This window comes from Nocardia sp. NPDC046763, assembly GCF_040645495.1.
Taxonomy (GTDB): Bacteria; Actinomycetota; Actinomycetes; order Mycobacteriales; family Mycobacteriaceae; genus Nocardia.
On record NZ_JBEYYI010000033.1, the window covers coordinates 39248 to 54503 of the forward strand.

Annotated in this window: 13 protein-coding genes and 1 tRNA gene; 9 read left to right on the forward strand and 5 right to left on the reverse strand. The window is 66.3% G+C overall.

The window, feature by feature from the left end; genetic code table 11:
• Positions 1–26 precede the first annotated feature (26 nt).
• Complete coding sequence (gene lysA, locus ABZ909_RS37060; RefSeq protein WP_357009627.1) at positions 27–1373, forward strand: diaminopimelate decarboxylase; 1347 nt, start codon at positions 27–29, stop codon at positions 1371–1373.
• Between the two features lie 6 nt (positions 1374–1379).
• On the opposite strand, the gene ABZ909_RS37065 is transcribed toward lysA, so the two are convergent.
• Positions 1380–3110 (reverse strand): helicase HerA-like domain-containing protein, encoded by a 1731-nt coding sequence (locus ABZ909_RS37065; protein WP_357009630.1) that lies wholly within the window; start codon positions 3108–3110, stop codon positions 1380–1382.
• Between the two features lie 192 nt (positions 3111–3302).
• Between ABZ909_RS37065 and orn the strand changes: the two genes are divergently transcribed.
• Both orn and ABZ909_RS37075 read left to right on the forward strand, forming a co-directional pair.
• The gene (gene orn / locus ABZ909_RS37070) at positions 3303–3926 is read left to right on the forward strand and encodes an oligoribonuclease (RefSeq protein WP_357009633.1); all 624 of its coding nucleotides are present in this window, start codon (positions 3303–3305) and stop codon (positions 3924–3926) included.
• A gap of 66 nt (positions 3927–3992) precedes the next feature.
• A tRNA-His gene (locus ABZ909_RS37075) sits at positions 3993–4065 on the forward strand.
• A gap of 266 nt (positions 4066–4331) precedes the next feature.
• Here ABZ909_RS37075 and ABZ909_RS37080 read toward each other — a convergent pair.
• The 4 genes from ABZ909_RS37080 to ABZ909_RS37095 form a co-directional block, all read right to left on the reverse strand.
• Positions 4332–5237, reverse strand: coding sequence for an SDR family oxidoreductase (locus ABZ909_RS37080; RefSeq protein WP_357009636.1), 906 nt, complete (start codon positions 5235–5237; stop codon positions 4332–4334).
• A gap of 50 nt (positions 5238–5287) precedes the next feature.
• Positions 5288–6118 carry an SDR family oxidoreductase gene (locus tag ABZ909_RS37085; RefSeq protein ID WP_357009639.1) on the reverse strand — a complete coding sequence of 277 codons (831 nt, stop codon included), beginning with the start codon at positions 6116–6118 and terminating at the stop codon, positions 5288–5290.
• Positions 6119–6184: 66 nt separating this feature from the next.
• On the reverse strand, positions 6185–7036 hold the full coding sequence (locus ABZ909_RS37090) for an alpha/beta hydrolase (protein WP_357009641.1): 852 nt from the start codon (positions 7034–7036) through the stop codon (positions 6185–6187).
• Positions 7037–7150: 114 nt separating this feature from the next.
• The gene (locus ABZ909_RS37095) at positions 7151–8035 is read right to left on the reverse strand and encodes an aldo/keto reductase (RefSeq protein WP_357009644.1); all 885 of its coding nucleotides are present in this window, start codon (positions 8033–8035) and stop codon (positions 7151–7153) included.
• Positions 8036–8237: 202 nt separating this feature from the next.
• Between ABZ909_RS37095 and ABZ909_RS37100 the strand changes: the two genes are divergently transcribed.
• The 6 genes from ABZ909_RS37100 (at position 8238) to ABZ909_RS37125 (ending at position 15252) form a co-directional block, all read left to right on the forward strand.
• Entirely contained in the window at positions 8238–8666 is a 429-nt protein-coding gene (locus ABZ909_RS37100) for a hypothetical protein (RefSeq protein ID WP_357009647.1), read from the forward strand.
• A 332-nt stretch (positions 8667–8998) separates the two neighbouring features.
• Complete coding sequence (locus ABZ909_RS37105; protein ID WP_357009650.1) at positions 8999–9853, forward strand: alpha/beta hydrolase; 855 nt, start codon at positions 8999–9001, stop codon at positions 9851–9853.
• 133 nt (positions 9854–9986) lie between these two features.
• Entirely contained in the window at positions 9987–10730 is a 744-nt protein-coding gene (locus ABZ909_RS37110) for an MBL fold metallo-hydrolase (RefSeq protein ID WP_357009653.1), read from the forward strand.
• A 111-nt stretch (positions 10731–10841) separates the two neighbouring features.
• Positions 10842–11447: an FHA domain-containing protein gene (locus tag ABZ909_RS37115; protein ID WP_357009656.1), complete on the forward strand. Its 606-nt coding sequence runs from the start codon at positions 10842–10844 to the stop codon at positions 11445–11447.
• Positions 11448–11684: 237 nt separating this feature from the next.
• On the forward strand, positions 11685–12440 hold the full coding sequence (locus tag ABZ909_RS37120; RefSeq protein ID WP_357009658.1) for an ATP-binding protein: 756 nt from the start codon (positions 11685–11687) through the stop codon (positions 12438–12440).
• Between the two features lie 79 nt (positions 12441–12519).
• A complete protein-coding gene (locus ABZ909_RS37125; RefSeq protein WP_357009753.1) occupies positions 12520–15252 on the forward strand; it encodes an AAA family ATPase in 2733 nt (910 codons plus the stop codon).
• Positions 15253–15256: the final 4 nt, after the last annotated feature.

Consider the following 15256-nt stretch of genomic DNA (forward strand, 5'->3'; position numbering starts at 1 on the left):
GCGGGGAGCTCTCACCAGGAGACGTCTTGACGCTGCTCGAGATCTTCCCGTCGCTGCGTGACGGTGGTATGGTTCCCCGCCTCGATCCGGCGGTCTGGCCACGCGAAACCCACTACGACGCCGACGGGCGCATCACCGTCGGCGGCGTGGCGCTGGCCGACATCGCCGATCAGTACGGCACGCCGACGTATGTACTCGACGAGGGTGAGGTGCGCACCCGCTGCCAGGCCTATCGCACTCGGTTCCCCGACGCCGAGATCATCTATGCGGGCAAGGCGCTGCTCACCCGCGCGGTAGCCGAATGGATCACCGACGAGGGGCTGTCGCTGGACGTGTGCTCGGCCGGGGAACTGGCGGTGGCGCTGTCCAGCTGGGCCGATCCGGGGCGGATCGTGCTGCACGGCAACGGGAAACCCTTCGCCGAACTGGAGATGGCCGTGAATTGCGGGGTCGGGCGCATCGTGATCGACTCGCTCACCGAGATCACCCTGCTCTCGGCGCTGGCCGAGCGACCGCAGCGGGTGCTGCTGCGTGCCACCCCCGACATCGACATCGACGGGCATCCGGCGGTCCGCACCGGCGTCACCGATCAGAAGTTCGGTTTCCCCATCGGCGGGCGGGCGGTGATGGAGGCGGTGGATCGCATTGTGCGGCAACCGAATCTGACGCTGTCAGGACTGCACTGCCATATCGGGTCGCAGATCTACAACACCTTCCCCTACGGCGAGGCGGTGCGGCGCATGATCGCCGAAATGGCACGCATCCGCGATGAATTCGGCATCACCCTGACCGACCTGGACCTCGGCGGCGGGCACGCGGTGGCCTACCGCAGCGGCGACGCGGAGATGAACCTGGCCGAACTGGCCGACATCATCGAGGATTCGCTGGACGCGGCCTGCGCCCGGCTCGGCTTCCCGCGGCCCCGCATCGCCCTCGAACCCGGCCGCGCCATCGTCGCGCGGGCGGGCATCACGCTGTACCGCGTGCTGTCGATCAAACATGTCGAGCACGGCCACACCTACGTGACCGTGGACGGCGGCATGAGCGACAACCCGCGGGTCGCCCTCTACGGCGCGCGCTACGACGCCGTGGTCGCCAACCGGCATCCCACCGGCCCGCACATGACCGCCACCATCGCCGGACGCTACTGCGAGGCGGGCGACATCCTGGCCCGCGACGTCCGCCTGCCCGCCGACCTGCGGCCCGGCGAGGTGCTGGCGATGCCGTGCACCGGGGCTTACCACCACAGCCTGGCCTCGTCCTACAACGGCGTCGGCCGCCCGCCGATCGTCGCGGTCCGCGACGGCGGGTGCCGGGAGCTGATCCGCCGCGAGACGATCGACGATCTGCTCAGCCGCGATATCGGGCGCTGAGCCGGGCTACCGCTTCCGGGTGCCGAAGATGCTGCGGCTGATCTCGCGCCCGGCGACGGTGGCCGCCGATCGCAGGAAGTTCTTGAACGCCGGGTTGTTGACGATCTTCTCGGCCAACGAATCCTCCTGCGGGGCGGGCCTGACCGAGCCCTTGGCCGCGGCCGCGTCGGCCTGCTGCCGCGCGGTCGCCTGAATCTTCGCGGTCAGGATCTCGTAGGCCGATTCCGCGTCGATGGTCGTCCCGTACTTGCCGTACAGCGTGGACTGCTGTGCGCGGGAACGGATTCCGTCGTCGCCGATGGTGTCCATCAGCGAGCGCGGGGGTTGCATGCGCGCCCAGGCGACCGGGGTCGGTGCGCCCTGCTCCGACAGCACCGTCACCACGGCCTCACCGATTCCGAGTGAGGTGAGCGCCTTTTCGAGATCGTAGGTGGCGGTCTTGGGATAGGTGCGCACCGTCTTCGAGAGTGCCGCTTGGTCTTCCGGCGTGAACGCGCGCAGCGCATGCTGGATGCGCGCACCCAGCTGGGAGAGCACCGGATTCGGGATGTCGGTGGGCAGCTGGGTGCAGAAGAAGACGCCGACGCCCTTGGAGCGGATCAGCTTCACCGTCTGCTCCACCTGGTTCAGGAACGCCTTGGAGGCGCCGGTGAACAGCAGGTGCGCCTCGTCGAAGATGAACACCAGCTTGGGCTTGTCCATATCGCCGACCTCGGGCAGCGTCTGGAACAGGTCGGCCAGCACCCACATCAGGAAGGTCGAGAACATCTGCGGCCGCGCGGCCTGCGCGCCCAGCTCGAACAGGGTGATGACGCCCTGCCCGCCCGCGGTGCGCATGAGATCGGCGGGCTCGAGCTCGGGCTCGCCGAAGAAGGTGTCCCCGCCGTCGGCCTCCAGATTCACCAGTGCGCGCAGGATCACACCCGCGGTCTGCGCGGAGACGCCCCCGATACCCTCGAGATCTTTCTTACCCTCCGGGCCGGTGAGGTATTGGATGACCGCGCGCAGATCCTTCAGATCCAGCAGCGCCAGGCCGTTCCGGTCCGACCAGTGGAAGATCAGCCCGAGGGTGGATTCCTGGGTTTCGTTGAGCCCCAACGCCTTACTGAGCAGGATCGGGCCGAACGAGGTGATGGTGGCGCGAATCGGCACACCGATCCCCCCGGTGCCGAGGGAGACGAACTCACACGGGAAGCCCTGCGGCTTCCAGTCCGGATCGCCGGTCTCCCGGGCGCGGGCCAGCAGTTTGTCGTTGGCCTGCCCCGGCTGCGCCAGACCCGACAGGTCGCCCTTGATATCGGCCAGCACCACCGGCACGCCCGCCGCCGAGAGCTGTTCGGCGATGCCCTGCACGGTCTTGGTCTTACCGGTACCGGTCGCGCCCGCGACCAGGCCGTGGCGGTTCATGGTCTTCATCGGAATCCGCACCCGCGCATCGGGATGCACGGTGTCGCCGACGATCACGGCGCCCAGCTCCAGCGCCGGGCCCTCCATGGCATATCCCGCCGCGATCTCCTGCGCGGCGGCCTCGTCCTCGGCGGCCGAATCAGCGCCCGCGGCAGCGGTTTTCGCCTTGCCGTCGCTCCCCGGAGCCGTCTCCGCGGCCTTGTCCGCCGCCTCCTGATCGGCGGCTTCCTTTTCCGCGGCCTCGGCGGCGGCCGCCGCCTCCGCGGCGATCCGCGCCGCTTCCTCCGCCGCCTTCCGTGCCGCCGCTGCCCTCTCCTGCGGGGTAGTCATCGCGCATCCTCCGTCTGCTCTGCCAACTGCGACTGCCCTGCGAACTACTGCCCTCGGAACTGCCCAACCAACATGCCGACCGCTCGTCATACGCGGACCGGTGTGAACGATACTGCCTGGTCGGGCGGCCGAGCGGGCTCGACGCGGCCGGGCCTCCGGGTCGCGCAATGCCGAAGGGTTAGTGTTTGGCGGGTGGACAAGTACGTGGTGTGGATGGACTGCGAGATGACCGGCCTACAGCTCGACAGCGACAAGCTGATCGAGGTGGCCGCACTCGTGACCGACAGTGACCTCAATATCCTCGGCGAGGGCGTGGACATCGTGATCCACGCCGACGACGCCGCGCTGGCCGCCATGCCGCCGGTGGTGACCGAGATGCACGCCCGCTCCGGGCTCACCGAGGAGGTCCGCCGCTCCACCGTCTCCGTCGCCGAGGCCGAGCAGCAGATCCTCGACTACATCAAGCAGTACGTCCCCACCGCGCGCACGGTCCCGCTGGCCGGCAACTCCATCGCCACCGACCGCGGCTTCATCGCCCGCGACATGCCGGCCCTCGACGCCCACCTGCACTACCGCATGATCGACGTCAGCTCCATCAAGGAACTGGCCCGCCGCTGGTACCCCCGCATCTACTTCGGCCAGCCCGAGAAGGGCCTCGCCCACCGCGCCCTCGCCGATATCAAGGAATCCATCCGCGAGCTCGAGTACTACCGTCGCACCGCCTTCGTCCCCGCCCCCGGCCCCTCCACAGCCGAGATCGCCGCCGTGGCCGCCGAATTGTCCACCCCCGCCGAACCCCCCGTAAACCCATCCTGAACAGCCGATTAGGTACTCACGGCGCGGACCGGTTAAGCTCTACCGCGCCGGAAGTTACCGGCAATGGTGGCTGTAGTTCAGCTGGTAGAGCACCAGGTTGTGATCCTGGGTGTCGCGGGTTCGAGTCCCGTCAGCCACCCCGACACGAGGCCCCGATCCTTCAGGATCGGGGCCTCGTCGCATTTCATCCCCCGAATTCATCTGCACGGCAGCCCAATCCGGCGCCCGGTCCGGCTCCGCGAACTGCGGGCCATATTTTCCGCATCTTCACACGTATTACTTCCGCATTTACAACCATGCAGAGCCCAAATCCGATCAGCCGAGGGCGTGCCACAGCGTGGTACGGCAACGACTCCGGCGCCGTCACCAGCGGTCGGTCGGGGCCGCAGGACATCTCGCAACGGTTCAGCTGTGGTTGTCGGCCTTCGGGCGGGGCATCAGGGTCTGCCACAGCGGGCTGGGTGTCTGGCGATTGCTGGCGTTGTGTTCGTCGAGGTACCAGTCCTGGCCCAGGAGTTGCTTGACGCGGGGAATCGCCTCACCGTCGGGGCCGCTGTAGTAATGGACTTTGCGGGTGTCGCCGTCGGTGACCATGCGCCACATCACCTCGACAGTCAGCGAAGGGTCGGAACGGACCACGTTGGCGGAAAAGAACCGGTCCATCGGCTCCCGGTAGGCGGCAGGCATATCGGCGGGCAGGTCGACCTTGTTGAAGATCTCTGTGTCCATGTTGCCCGGATGCAGAGCCTTGACCGTGACGCCGAACTCGGCGAGTTCGGCATGCAAGCCTTCGGTCAACGCCGCGACTGCGGCTTTGGAGGCCTGATACACCGAGGTGTAGGGGTAACCGGCGTCGGCGCTGATCGAGCTGACGTTCACGATCACCCCGGACCCCTGCTCGCGCAGAATCGGAATGAACGCCTTGTTCAGTGCGATCAGGCCGAAGACATTGGTTTGGAACTGGCGGTGCACCTGGTCCATCGTGCTGGCCTCCAGCGGCCCGGACTGGAGGTAGCCGGCATTGTTGATCAGGGCATCGACCCTGCCGAACTGAGCGCGGGCGAGTTCGCCGAATTCCAGGTCGGCGTGCTCGTCATTCACGTCAAGAAGCAGCGTTTTCACATTCGCCAGCTCGGCATGGGCATCGAGGTCGACCTCCTTGCGAACCGTGGCGACGACGTTCCATCCCGCTTCGCTGAATCGCCGCACAGTCAGGCGTCCGAATCCACTCGAGGTGCCGGTGATGACAATGGTTTTCGCAGACATGCGCCTGTCCTTCCGTTCTGCCGCGAAGCTGCTCTTCGCGGCCATCTTGATGGTTAATGCAGGTAATTTGCGTTAATGGCAAAGGTGGCTTGCAATTAGTTGGTGAAGCCGCCGCCGCAGATGAGGGTCTGCCCGCTGATGAAGTTGGATTCGGGGATGCACAGCAGGTAGACGGCACCCGCCGCTTCGATCGGGGTTCCGGCGCGACCGAGCGGGATCATCTGTTCCATGGCGGAGAACTGGTTCGGGTCGGCACCAACCCTGAGTTTGCGGCCCTCGATGTCGATGGTGCTGTCGCCAGTTGCCGAGGCCTCGGTGAGGCGGGTTTTGATGAGGCCGAATGCCACGGTGTTGACCGTGACGTTGTAGCGACCCCACTCCTTGGCAATAGTCTTGGTCAGGCCGGTGATGCCCGCCTTCGCCGCGGAGTAATTGGCCTGTCCCACATTGCCTCCGGTGCCGACTACCGAGGAGATGTTCACGACCTTGCGGCACGGGACCGGCTCCCCCGCTTCCTTGGCCCGCTTCGTCAGGGCGGCAATCACAGGCTGGGCGGCCCGCAGGATCCGGAACGGGGCTGTGAGGTGCACGTCGAGGATGGCGTTCCACTGTTCGTCGGTCATCCTCTGGATCACCGAATCCCAGGTGTAGCCAGCGTTATTGACGATGATGTCGAGCCCGCCGAAAGAGTCGACGGCGGTCTGTACGAAGCGATCCGCGAAACCGTCTGCGGCGACGTTGCCCGCGCATTCGACGCCCTTCCCGCCTGCTGCCTCGATCGCGGCGACGGTTTCCTCGGCAGGTCCGGCGTCGAGATCGTTGACCACGACGGCCGCACCTTCGGAAGCGAGTTTCAGTGCGATCTCGCGACCGATACCGCGGCCCGAGCCGGAAACAATGGCCACCTTGCCGTCAAGTGTTCCCATGAAGCTCAATACCTTTCAGAATGTTTTCGTTGGGAGACATGGGTTCACCTCGGGATGGCGCGGCGGTCAGTGCGCGGAGCCGTGGGCGGCCCGTTCGATCACCTCGGCCACTCGATCGGGATGCGATACGGCGACCGAATGCGAGGCGGCGATCTCGGTGACCTGGGCGTGCGCCCGTTCTGCCATGAACCGCTGCGCGGCGACCGGGATATTGAGGTCCTGGGTGGTGATCACGTCCCAGCTGGGCTTGCCGGTCCAGGCGGCGACGGTCGCCTTCTCCTCGAGCGCGGACTGCAGGATCGGGCGCTGTGAGGCGGCCTCGAGGGCGGCGCGGTCTGCGGGCACGTCGGCGGCGAACTGGTCGTGGAACTTGGCCTGCTGAATGTACAGATCCGTGCCCGCGCTGCCGTCGGGGGCGGTGAACGGCACCGGGTCGAGGGTGCCGGGCAGGGTGGATCCCGGGAACTTGTTGGTCAGCTCCAGCGCGGACTCGCCCGGGGCGGGCAGGAATGCCGCCACGTAGACCAATGCCTTGACCTGATCGCTGCCCGCCGCGGCGGTGCTGATGACCGATCCGCCGTAGGAGTGCCCGACCAGCACGACGGGGCCGTTGATGTGGCTGATCAGTCCGCGCAGCGTGGTGGCGTCCGAGGCGGGTCCACGTAGCGGATTCGCGGCCGCGACAACGGGATAGCCGTCCTTGCGCAGTTTGTCGACGACGTCGTTCCAACTCGATCCGTCGGCGAAGGCGCCGTGGACCAGCACGACGGTCGGCTTGGGCGCATCCTCGGTCGGTCCGGCATGGGTGGTGGTGCTCGCGGTGCACGCCACGGCGAGGCTGCCGGCCGCCACCGCGGCCGTGACCGCGGCGATGGCCCGGCCGGCGCGGCGGATGCGGGGACGTCGAATGTCGTTCATGTGATTGTCCTTTCGGGGAATTCAGCGGCAGGTTGCGTGGAGTCCACTGTGGGTCGCGCGGCCCTGCCGCCACATCGGTCAACTGACGGCGACCATGACCTGGTCGCCGCGTGGTCACTCAGCGGCGGTGGGGGCCGCTACGTTCGAGAGCCGCTCGAACTGCGCGTCGGACAGCCGTATCCCGGCTGCCGCAATGTTCTGCTCGAGGTGGGCCGGGGACGTCGTACCCGGGATAGGCAGCATCGTGGGCGATCGGTGCAGCAGCCACGCCAACGACACCTGCACCGGGGTCGCGGCGACTTCGGCAGCGACCTCGGCCAGGACGCCGGTCTCGGCGGCATGCGCGCCCGACCCCAGTGGGAACCACGGGAGGAATGCGATGCCTTGCGCGGCCGTGTATTCCACGACGTCCTCGGCCTCGCGGTGGGTGAGGTTGTAGAGGTTCTGCACGCTGGCGATGGGCGCGATCGCCGCGGCAGCCCGGATCTCCTCGACACTGACCTCCGACAGGCCGATATGACGTACCTTGCCCTCGTCGACGAGCTGACGGAGCGCGCCGACCTGGTCGGCGAGCGGGTAGGCCGGGTCGATGCGATGCAGTTGCAGCAGGTCGATGCGGTCGGTTCGCAGCCGCCGGAGCGAAAGTTCGGCCTGTTGACGCAGATAGGCGGGGTGCCCCAGCGGAATCCATTCGGTCGGGGTCGGGTGGACGGCACCAACTTTCGTCGCGACGACGACATCATCGCGATACGGGGCCAAGGCTTCGGCGATCAATTCCTCGGTCTCGCCGAGTGCATAGGCATCGGCGGTGTCGATGAGGTTCACCCCTGATTCGACCGCGTGGCGCAGTAGCGCGAGCGCGGCCTGCCGGTCGGCGGGCGCTCGCCATACATGCAGCATCGCCTCGTCGAAGCCGGGTTCCTGCGCGCCCAATCGCATTGTGCCGTAGCCGATTCGGTTGACAGTGAACACGCCGCCGAGCTGAATTTCGGTCGTCATTTCGGAGATCCCTTTCGTGCTTGTGGAGTCAGCACCAAACTAGGAATCCGCGATCAGCTGCCGCGACAGTCGAATGACGTAATCACAGATGACAAGGGGTGATCGGCGGCTCGACGCCGACCACCGGCGCGACACAGAAATACGTCGCACCAGCGTCACCTGACCGATTCGCCACGTGGTTCGCGACGGCGATCGTATTTCCATGACTACAATCCGTTTTCACCTGACGTCCACCTTGTCTCCCGCCGAGGTTCTGCAGGTACTCACCGATTTCGGGCCGACTCGGCCCGAGGTGTGGCCGAGCATCGACGCCGAGCATTTCGTGGTTCACGAGCGCGGCGAGACCTGGGCCGAGGTCACCGAAGGCACCGCCGCGGCCTGGGAGCGCGCCCGCTACGAGTGGACCCCGGGCGGGCACACCGTCACCGTCACCACGCTGGATTCGAAACTCTTCGGCGCCGGCGGCGGCTGGGTCTTCCGAATCACACCCGACCTGCCGGGATGCCGCGTCGATGTCGAATTGACCCGGACGCCCACTGCCTTCAAGGGCAAGCTCCTGGCAGCACTGCTGCCACTGGTCGGACCCTCCTCGTTGCTCAAGTCCTTCGCCGTACCGCTGCAGGCCGCGTGATGTCCACGCCGTACGCAGTGGCCATCTGGGCCATCCGGAGGAGCCCGAGCGTTTCGCGGACGCGGTCCGGAACTTCACCCTCTCAACGCAATTCATGCCAGCACCATGGGACCGCAATCCAGGGAGACGTGCGTCATGAGTACGAATTCATCCGAAAAACCGCCTATCGCAGAGCTTTTCGTGTGTGGACCGATAGCGATGCTGATCTGGTACCAGCATCGAGCACGCGGTAGCCGTTACGTCGACATCACCGTCACTTGACCGATGCCGCAGCACCTTCTCAGATCCAGACTTCAAACCAACATCCACTTCGACACCGAACAGGAATCACAATGGCCAAGCTGACAGTGGGACGCGAGAACAGCGACACCATCGACATCTACTACGAAGACCATGGCAACGGCCGCCCGGTCGTGCTCATCCATGGGTACCCGCTCAACGGCGCCTCGTGGGAGAAGCAGCAGCGGGACCTGCTCGACGCCGGTTACCGGGTGATCACCTACGACCGGCGCGGTTTCGGCAATTCCAGCCGCCCGACCGTCGGCTACGACTACGACACCTTCACCGCCGACCTGCACGCCCTCGTCGAACATCTGGACCTGACCGACGCCATCCTGGTCGGCTTCTCCATGGGCAGCGGCGAGGTCACGCGCTACCTGAGCCGGTACGGATCGGCGCGCATCACGAAAGCCGTACTGATGGGCGCGATTCCGCCGTATCTGCTCGAGACCGACGACAACCCGGAAGGTGTGGATCAGGCGGTTTTCGACGGCATCAAGGCCGCGGTTATCGCTGACCGGCCCGCCTACTTCAAGGACTTCCTTGACAACTTCTACAACGTCGACGTGCTCGGCGGTACCCGCATCAGCGAACAAGCCTGGCAGAACAGCTTCAATGTCGCGCTGGCCGCCTCGACCCACGCCGCCTACGCGTGCGTCGACACCTGGCTGACCGACTTCCGCGACGATCTGCCCGCCATCGATGTGCCGGTGCTGCTGATCCACGGCGACGAGGACCGGATCCTGCCCTACTCCGCGACCGCGGCCCGGCTCCCCGGCCTGATCAAGGACCTGACCGTGGTGACCGTGCCGGGCGGCCCGCACAACATCGCCTGGACCCACCCCGAGATCGTCAACCCCGCGCTGCTCGAGTTCCTCGCGAACGACAGCGACACGAACGCGCGCTGACACCCTCCCGCGGCCGATCCCGACGCCGTTGCCACGGCCGCCGTCGACTTCACATGCGGCGACTCTTCACGGAGTCGTCCCGATATCGACGGCGGCCGCGCACGGCCCAACCGAGTATGAGCAAGGATTCGAAATGAAGATCGAGCAGGTTTCCGACTCGGTACATATGGTGTCCGGAACCAACGTCAACTGGGCGTTGGTCAGCGATGGTTCCGGCGTCACGGTCATCGACGCCGGCTACCCGGCAGACGCGGCCGCGGTAGTCGAGTCCGTGCGTCAAATCGGTCATACGGTCGGCGATATCGCCGCGGTCCTGGTCACCCACGCCCACCTCGACCATATCGGCGCGATACCAACCCTTGTCGAACAAGCAGGCGTAGCCGTCTACACCGGCGAACACGAGGTCGCGCACGCCAAACGTGAATACCTGCAACAGATCACCGCAGCACAAATGCTGCGGCAATTGACGACACCAGGCGGGGCCCGGTGGGTGACGCAGACAGCACGAGCAGTGATCGGCCACATCGGCATGCGGGTGCCCACCGCGCAGGCAGCGGACCAAACGGTATTGGCTGCATTGCCGGGCGGATTCGTCGCGATCTCCACACCTGGGCACACCGACGGCCATACCGCCTACTTCATGCCCTCCGAAGGGGTGCTGTTCTCCGGAGACGCGCTCGTCACCGGCCACCCTCTCCTGCCGCGAACCGGCCCCCAACTGCTGCCGAAAGTGTTCAACCACAACCAAACCGGCACAAAGACCAGCGTGCACGCGCTCGCCATCGAAGAAGCACATGTCCTGGTCCCCGGACACGGCACAGCAGTACACGAGCACCTGCCGACCCTCATCGGCGAACTGTCCTACCGCCAAGACTGATCGACACCCGGCTCCTTCGGCCGCGCCATCGCGGCCGAAGGAGCCGGGTGACGCTTCGCATCTCGAGCTCGAAAGGAGTCGACACTGGGGACCCATCACGACGGCCCGTTCATGAGGGTCTACGACAACGAAGGCCGACACCGCGAGCTGTCCTTGTCGCCCAGCCGATCACGGATCACCATCGGCCGTTCCCCGAAGGCGGATGTATCGCTGTTCTGGGATGAGGAGGTGTCGCGCCTGCATGCCGTCGCCGAATATCTGGGCGAGCAATGGACGCTGCTCGACGGCGGCCTCTCGCTCAACGGCACGTTCGTCAACGGTGACCGGCTGGCCGGTCGCCACACACTACGACCCGGCGATGTCATGCGTATGGGCAGTTCCCGCATCACTTTTCACGACTTCACCAAAGGCGTCGGAGGTGATCGCACGAGAGCCGCCCGCAGCGATCTGCCGACGCCGAGCTCGCTGACCCCTTCGCAACGCTCGGTCCTGATCGCGCTGTGTCGCCCACGGGTCGCCGGCGCCGACGGCTTCGCCCTACCCGCCACCAATCAGCAGATCGCCGATGAGCTGTTCTTCTCCGTCGATACCGTGAAGGTTCATCTGCGCACCCTGTTCAACAAATTCGGCATAGAAGATCTCCCCCAGAACCAGAAACGCGCGCGACTCGCCAACCTGGCTCTCAAGCACGGCATCGTCTCCGAACGCGATATCTGAATTCCGTTCGGGAGTGACCTCCACCCGGTGCGAACGAGATCGCCGTCACCGGCCGAACAGGGCAAACACGCTGCTGAAGTGAACTGATGACGATCGAATACCGGACCGAGCTCACCATCCCTGGCGCGAGGCCCGGGTGAAGACCAGGGTTCATCCCTGGGGCGATCGGGCCGTTCCTCGGAGATCGTGGACGACGGATGCCGAGCGGCATCCGTCGCTATGAAGGAGCTGGAAGTCGTGGACTGCGAAAGTCGCCCTCGGTTGCCCTCGCTGCGCTGCCGCGTCCACGAACAGGAAGTGCTCGATCGGCTGTTGGTCGATGTGTACTGCGGACACAGCCGAGCACTGGTGCTGCGCGGGGAGTCCGGCGTGGGGAAGACCGCGCTGCTCACCTACCTCGCCGATCGAGTTTCGAAGGGCCGAGTTGTCGGCACGGCCGGGGTCCAGAGCGAATCCGAGATCGAGTACTCGGCCCTCCAACAGATGTGCGTACCGCTGCTGGGCTATACGGGCCGGTTGCCCACGGCCCAAAGAGCGGCCCTGGCAACGACATTGAGGATCGGTTCCGGTGAGCCGCCTGGGCAGCTGCTGACCGGGCTCGCTGTGCTGGGTCTATTCGCTGAGGCCGCGGTCGACGAACCGCTGATCTGTGTCGTGGACGACGTGCAGTGGATCGATCGGATGTCCGCGGCCATTCTCGCTTTCGTCGCCCGCAGGCTGGACACCGAATCGGTGGCTCTGGTTTTCGCCGTGTCCGATCCGGCCCCCGCGCTGGAACCCTCCGATTCCGGACTGCTCTCCGGCCTGCCGGAGCTGCGGGTGGACGGGCTGTGTGAGGACGCCGCCCGGGCGTTGTTGGACGACGTGCTGCCCGCGGCCGTACCTCCCCACGTGCGAGACAGGATCGTCGCCGAAGCACGCGGCAACCCATTGGCGCTATTGGAGCTGTCGCGCGATGAGCACTGCGATCAGACCAACCGTCCGGTCCTTTGACCGGTCGACCGACGCCGATGAGCAAGTTCGCAGCAATAGTGGAACAGGACCGAGGGGCATGGAATCTACCGACAAGACCATGGTGGGCAGAGAGGCCGAGCAGGCGGAGCTTCTGGCTTTCGTCACATCCACCGCAGTCCAGGCTCTTGTTTTGCGAGGGGAGACCGGGGTCGGCAAGACTTCGCTGTTGAGCCATGCTGTCGCGCTTGCGGAGCAAGCGGGACACTCCGTTGTCCGAGCCGCCGGGGTCGAGGCGGAGTCAAAGCTTCCCTATGCCGGGCTGCATCAGCTCCTTCATCCGCTACTTGCGGACATCGAGGGGTTGGATGACGGGAGCCGAGCGGCATTCGACGCCGTGTTCGGCGGAACGAAGAGCGATCCACCGTCGGTCATGACACTCGGCATCGCCGTCCTCACCCTGCTGTCACTGGTCGCCGCCCAGCGGCCGCTGCTGCTGGTCCTCGACGACGGGCAGTGGCTGGACGACTCCAGCGCCGACGTTTGCGGATTCGTCGGGCGCCGTTTGACCGGCAGCCCGGTGAAGCTGCTGGTCGCGATCCGCACCGACATCACCTCGCGTTTCGATACCGCGACACTGCCCGAGCTGCCGATCTCCGCCCTCACCGATGAGGACGCGGCGCGCCTACTCGACCGGCACTACCCGAATCTGGGCAAGGACGTCCGACGCACAGTCCTGGAACAGGCGCAGGGCAACCCGCTGGCGCTACTGGAGATGCCCGTCCACCATGCCGGTCAGGCGGGAGCGGCATCGCTGGAAGACCTTGGTCCGCAAGGCGTGTCGTTGCCCCGGCGACTACAACGCCTGTTCGGCGCACGCATCGAAGCCCTCAGCGAGAGTGTGCGGGCTGAACTCCTGATGGGTGCCCTCGACGGCACCGGTACCCGATCCGATTCCGACACGGTCACCGGGGTGCGCTACCGCATGCGCGACGCCGACCGCGCGGTGGCAGCCGGGCTGCTGGACATCGAGCCGGCCACCGGCGACTTCGTCTTCCGGCACCCCCTCGTGCGTTCCACGATCGTGCAGATGGCTACCCCGAATCAGCGCCGCGCCGCACACCGAACGCTGGCTCGAGTCCATCGAGAGAATCTGGAGCGCCGGGCGACACATCTGGCGGCGGCTACCGTCGACCCTGACGAGGAGGTGGCTGCTGTTCTGGAAGCGGCGGCCGAGTCGGCGACCCGTCGCGGTGGTGCCTTGGCGGCCGTGGCCTGGTTGACCCGCGCCGCCGAGCTGAGCGCGGACCGCGACGAGCGGTCCCGGCGATTGGCCGACGCCGCGTTCGTCGCCGGCCACGCGGCCCGGCTCGGCCAGGCCGATCGACTCGTACGCTCCGACCTGGTACCCGGATCGACAGAGTCGCCTGCTTCGGTCCTGGCCTACGCGTATCAGGCCCTTTTCCAGGACGGAGATGTCCGCTCCACCCACCGGCAGGTCGCAGCGGCGATCACGAAGCTGCGTGATGGTGGGGCAGTGGGCTCCGACGAAGTCCGCACCCGGCTCGTGGTCCTGTTGTCGGTAATCGGTCAGTATGCCGGGGACCGCGCCATCTGGGAACGCACCCATGAGCTCATGGCTTCGATGCGCGACATGGTGACGGAACGTGAACAGTTGTACAGCGCAGTCTGGAGCGATGTGACCCGTCACGGCGCAGACTGGGCCGCGACAGTCGAGCTGGCCACCGCGAACCTGCCGGATCTGGAACCCTGGGACGTCGGACGCCTGGCCGTGGCGGCCTATCACCTGGATATCCTGAGCCAGTACCGGCCCTACCTCCAGCACATCGTGAACCGCGAGTTGACGACGGGAGCCGTAGCCAGCGGCATGGTCATGCTGCACCTGATCATGCTCGATCAAATGGCGGTCGGTGAGTGGGCAGGGGCCGAGGAAACCGGGCAGCGAGTCCTGGAGATCGCGAAAGAGTACGGATACGGCCTGTTCGCGACCCAGAGCCGCGCCTATCTGGCCCAACTCGCAGCGCTGCGCGGACAATCCGCGCGAGCGCGGGACATGCAGGCCGAAGTCGACGCGTGGGCCCGCCCCCGCGGGCTCGGGTTCCTCACCCAGGTGGCCGACTCCGCGGGCGTGCTCGCCGCATTGAGCGCCGGCGACTACGAGGCCGCTTACCTCTATGCCATCGGCATCACGCCTCCGGGCACTTTTCAGGCATATGCCTATCAGGCTTCGCGTACCCTGCTGGACCTCGTCGAGGCCGCTCACCACACCGGGCGGACCGACCAGGCCCGCGCGCACGCACTCGCCGCCCGCGACGCCGGACTGCCGGAAGTGTCACCACGCCTGGCGCTGATCACCTACGGCGCGCTGGCGATGACCGCTGAAAGCGAACGAGAAGCCGCCGACATGTTCGCAAGAGCCGAATCACACCCGGATGCCGAACGTTTTCCGTTCGAGCTGGCGCGGATCCGCCTCGCCCACGGGATACGGGTGCGGCACATCCAGGGGCGGGCGGCAGCCCGTCAATACCTGGTTTCCGCAACCGAGGCGTTCGAGCGGCTCGGCGCGGACGGCTGGGCGGAGCGGGCACGAGTCGAGGTACACGCCACCGGTGCAGGGCCTCGCGCCTCGACGCTGAACCTGACCTCATTGACCTGGCAGGAACGCCGTATCGCCGATTTGGCCGCCGCCGGCCTGACGAACAAGGAGATAGGTACGCGCATGCACTTGTCACCGCGCACGGTCAGCTCGCATCTGTACCGCATCTTCCCGAAGCTGGGCGTCACAACCCGGGCTGCGCTTCGCGATGCGTTGAGCCGGACGGCGGAGGTCTGATCAG

Coding starts and splice junctions, on each gene's coding strand:
- ABZ909_RS37100 (WP_357009647.1), top strand. CDS start 8,238: ATGACTACAATCCGTTTTCACCTGACGTCCACCTTGTCTCCCGCCGAG.
- ABZ909_RS37080 (WP_357009636.1), bottom strand. CDS start 5,237: ATGGCCGCGAAGAGCAGCTTCGCGGCAGAACGGAAGGACAGGCGCATG.
- ABZ909_RS37065 (WP_357009630.1), bottom strand. CDS start 3,110: ATGACTACCCCGCAGGAGAGGGCAGCGGCGGCACGGAAGGCGGCGGAG.
- ABZ909_RS37115 (WP_357009656.1), top strand. CDS start 10,842: ATGAGGGTCTACGACAACGAAGGCCGACACCGCGAGCTGTCCTTGTCG.
- ABZ909_RS37125 (WP_357009753.1), top strand. CDS start 12,520: ATGGTGGGCAGAGAGGCCGAGCAGGCGGAGCTTCTGGCTTTCGTCACA.
- ABZ909_RS37095 (WP_357009644.1), bottom strand. CDS start 8,035: ATGACGACCGAAATTCAGCTCGGCGGCGTGTTCACTGTCAACCGAATC.
- ABZ909_RS37090 (WP_357009641.1), bottom strand. CDS start 7,036: ATGAACGACATTCGACGTCCCCGCATCCGCCGCGCCGGCCGGGCCATC.
- ABZ909_RS37085 (WP_357009639.1), bottom strand. CDS start 6,118: ATGGGAACACTTGACGGCAAGGTGGCCATTGTTTCCGGCTCGGGCCGC.
- ABZ909_RS37105 (WP_357009650.1), top strand. CDS start 8,999: ATGGCCAAGCTGACAGTGGGACGCGAGAACAGCGACACCATCGACATC.
- ABZ909_RS37110 (WP_357009653.1), top strand. CDS start 9,987: ATGAAGATCGAGCAGGTTTCCGACTCGGTACATATGGTGTCCGGAACC.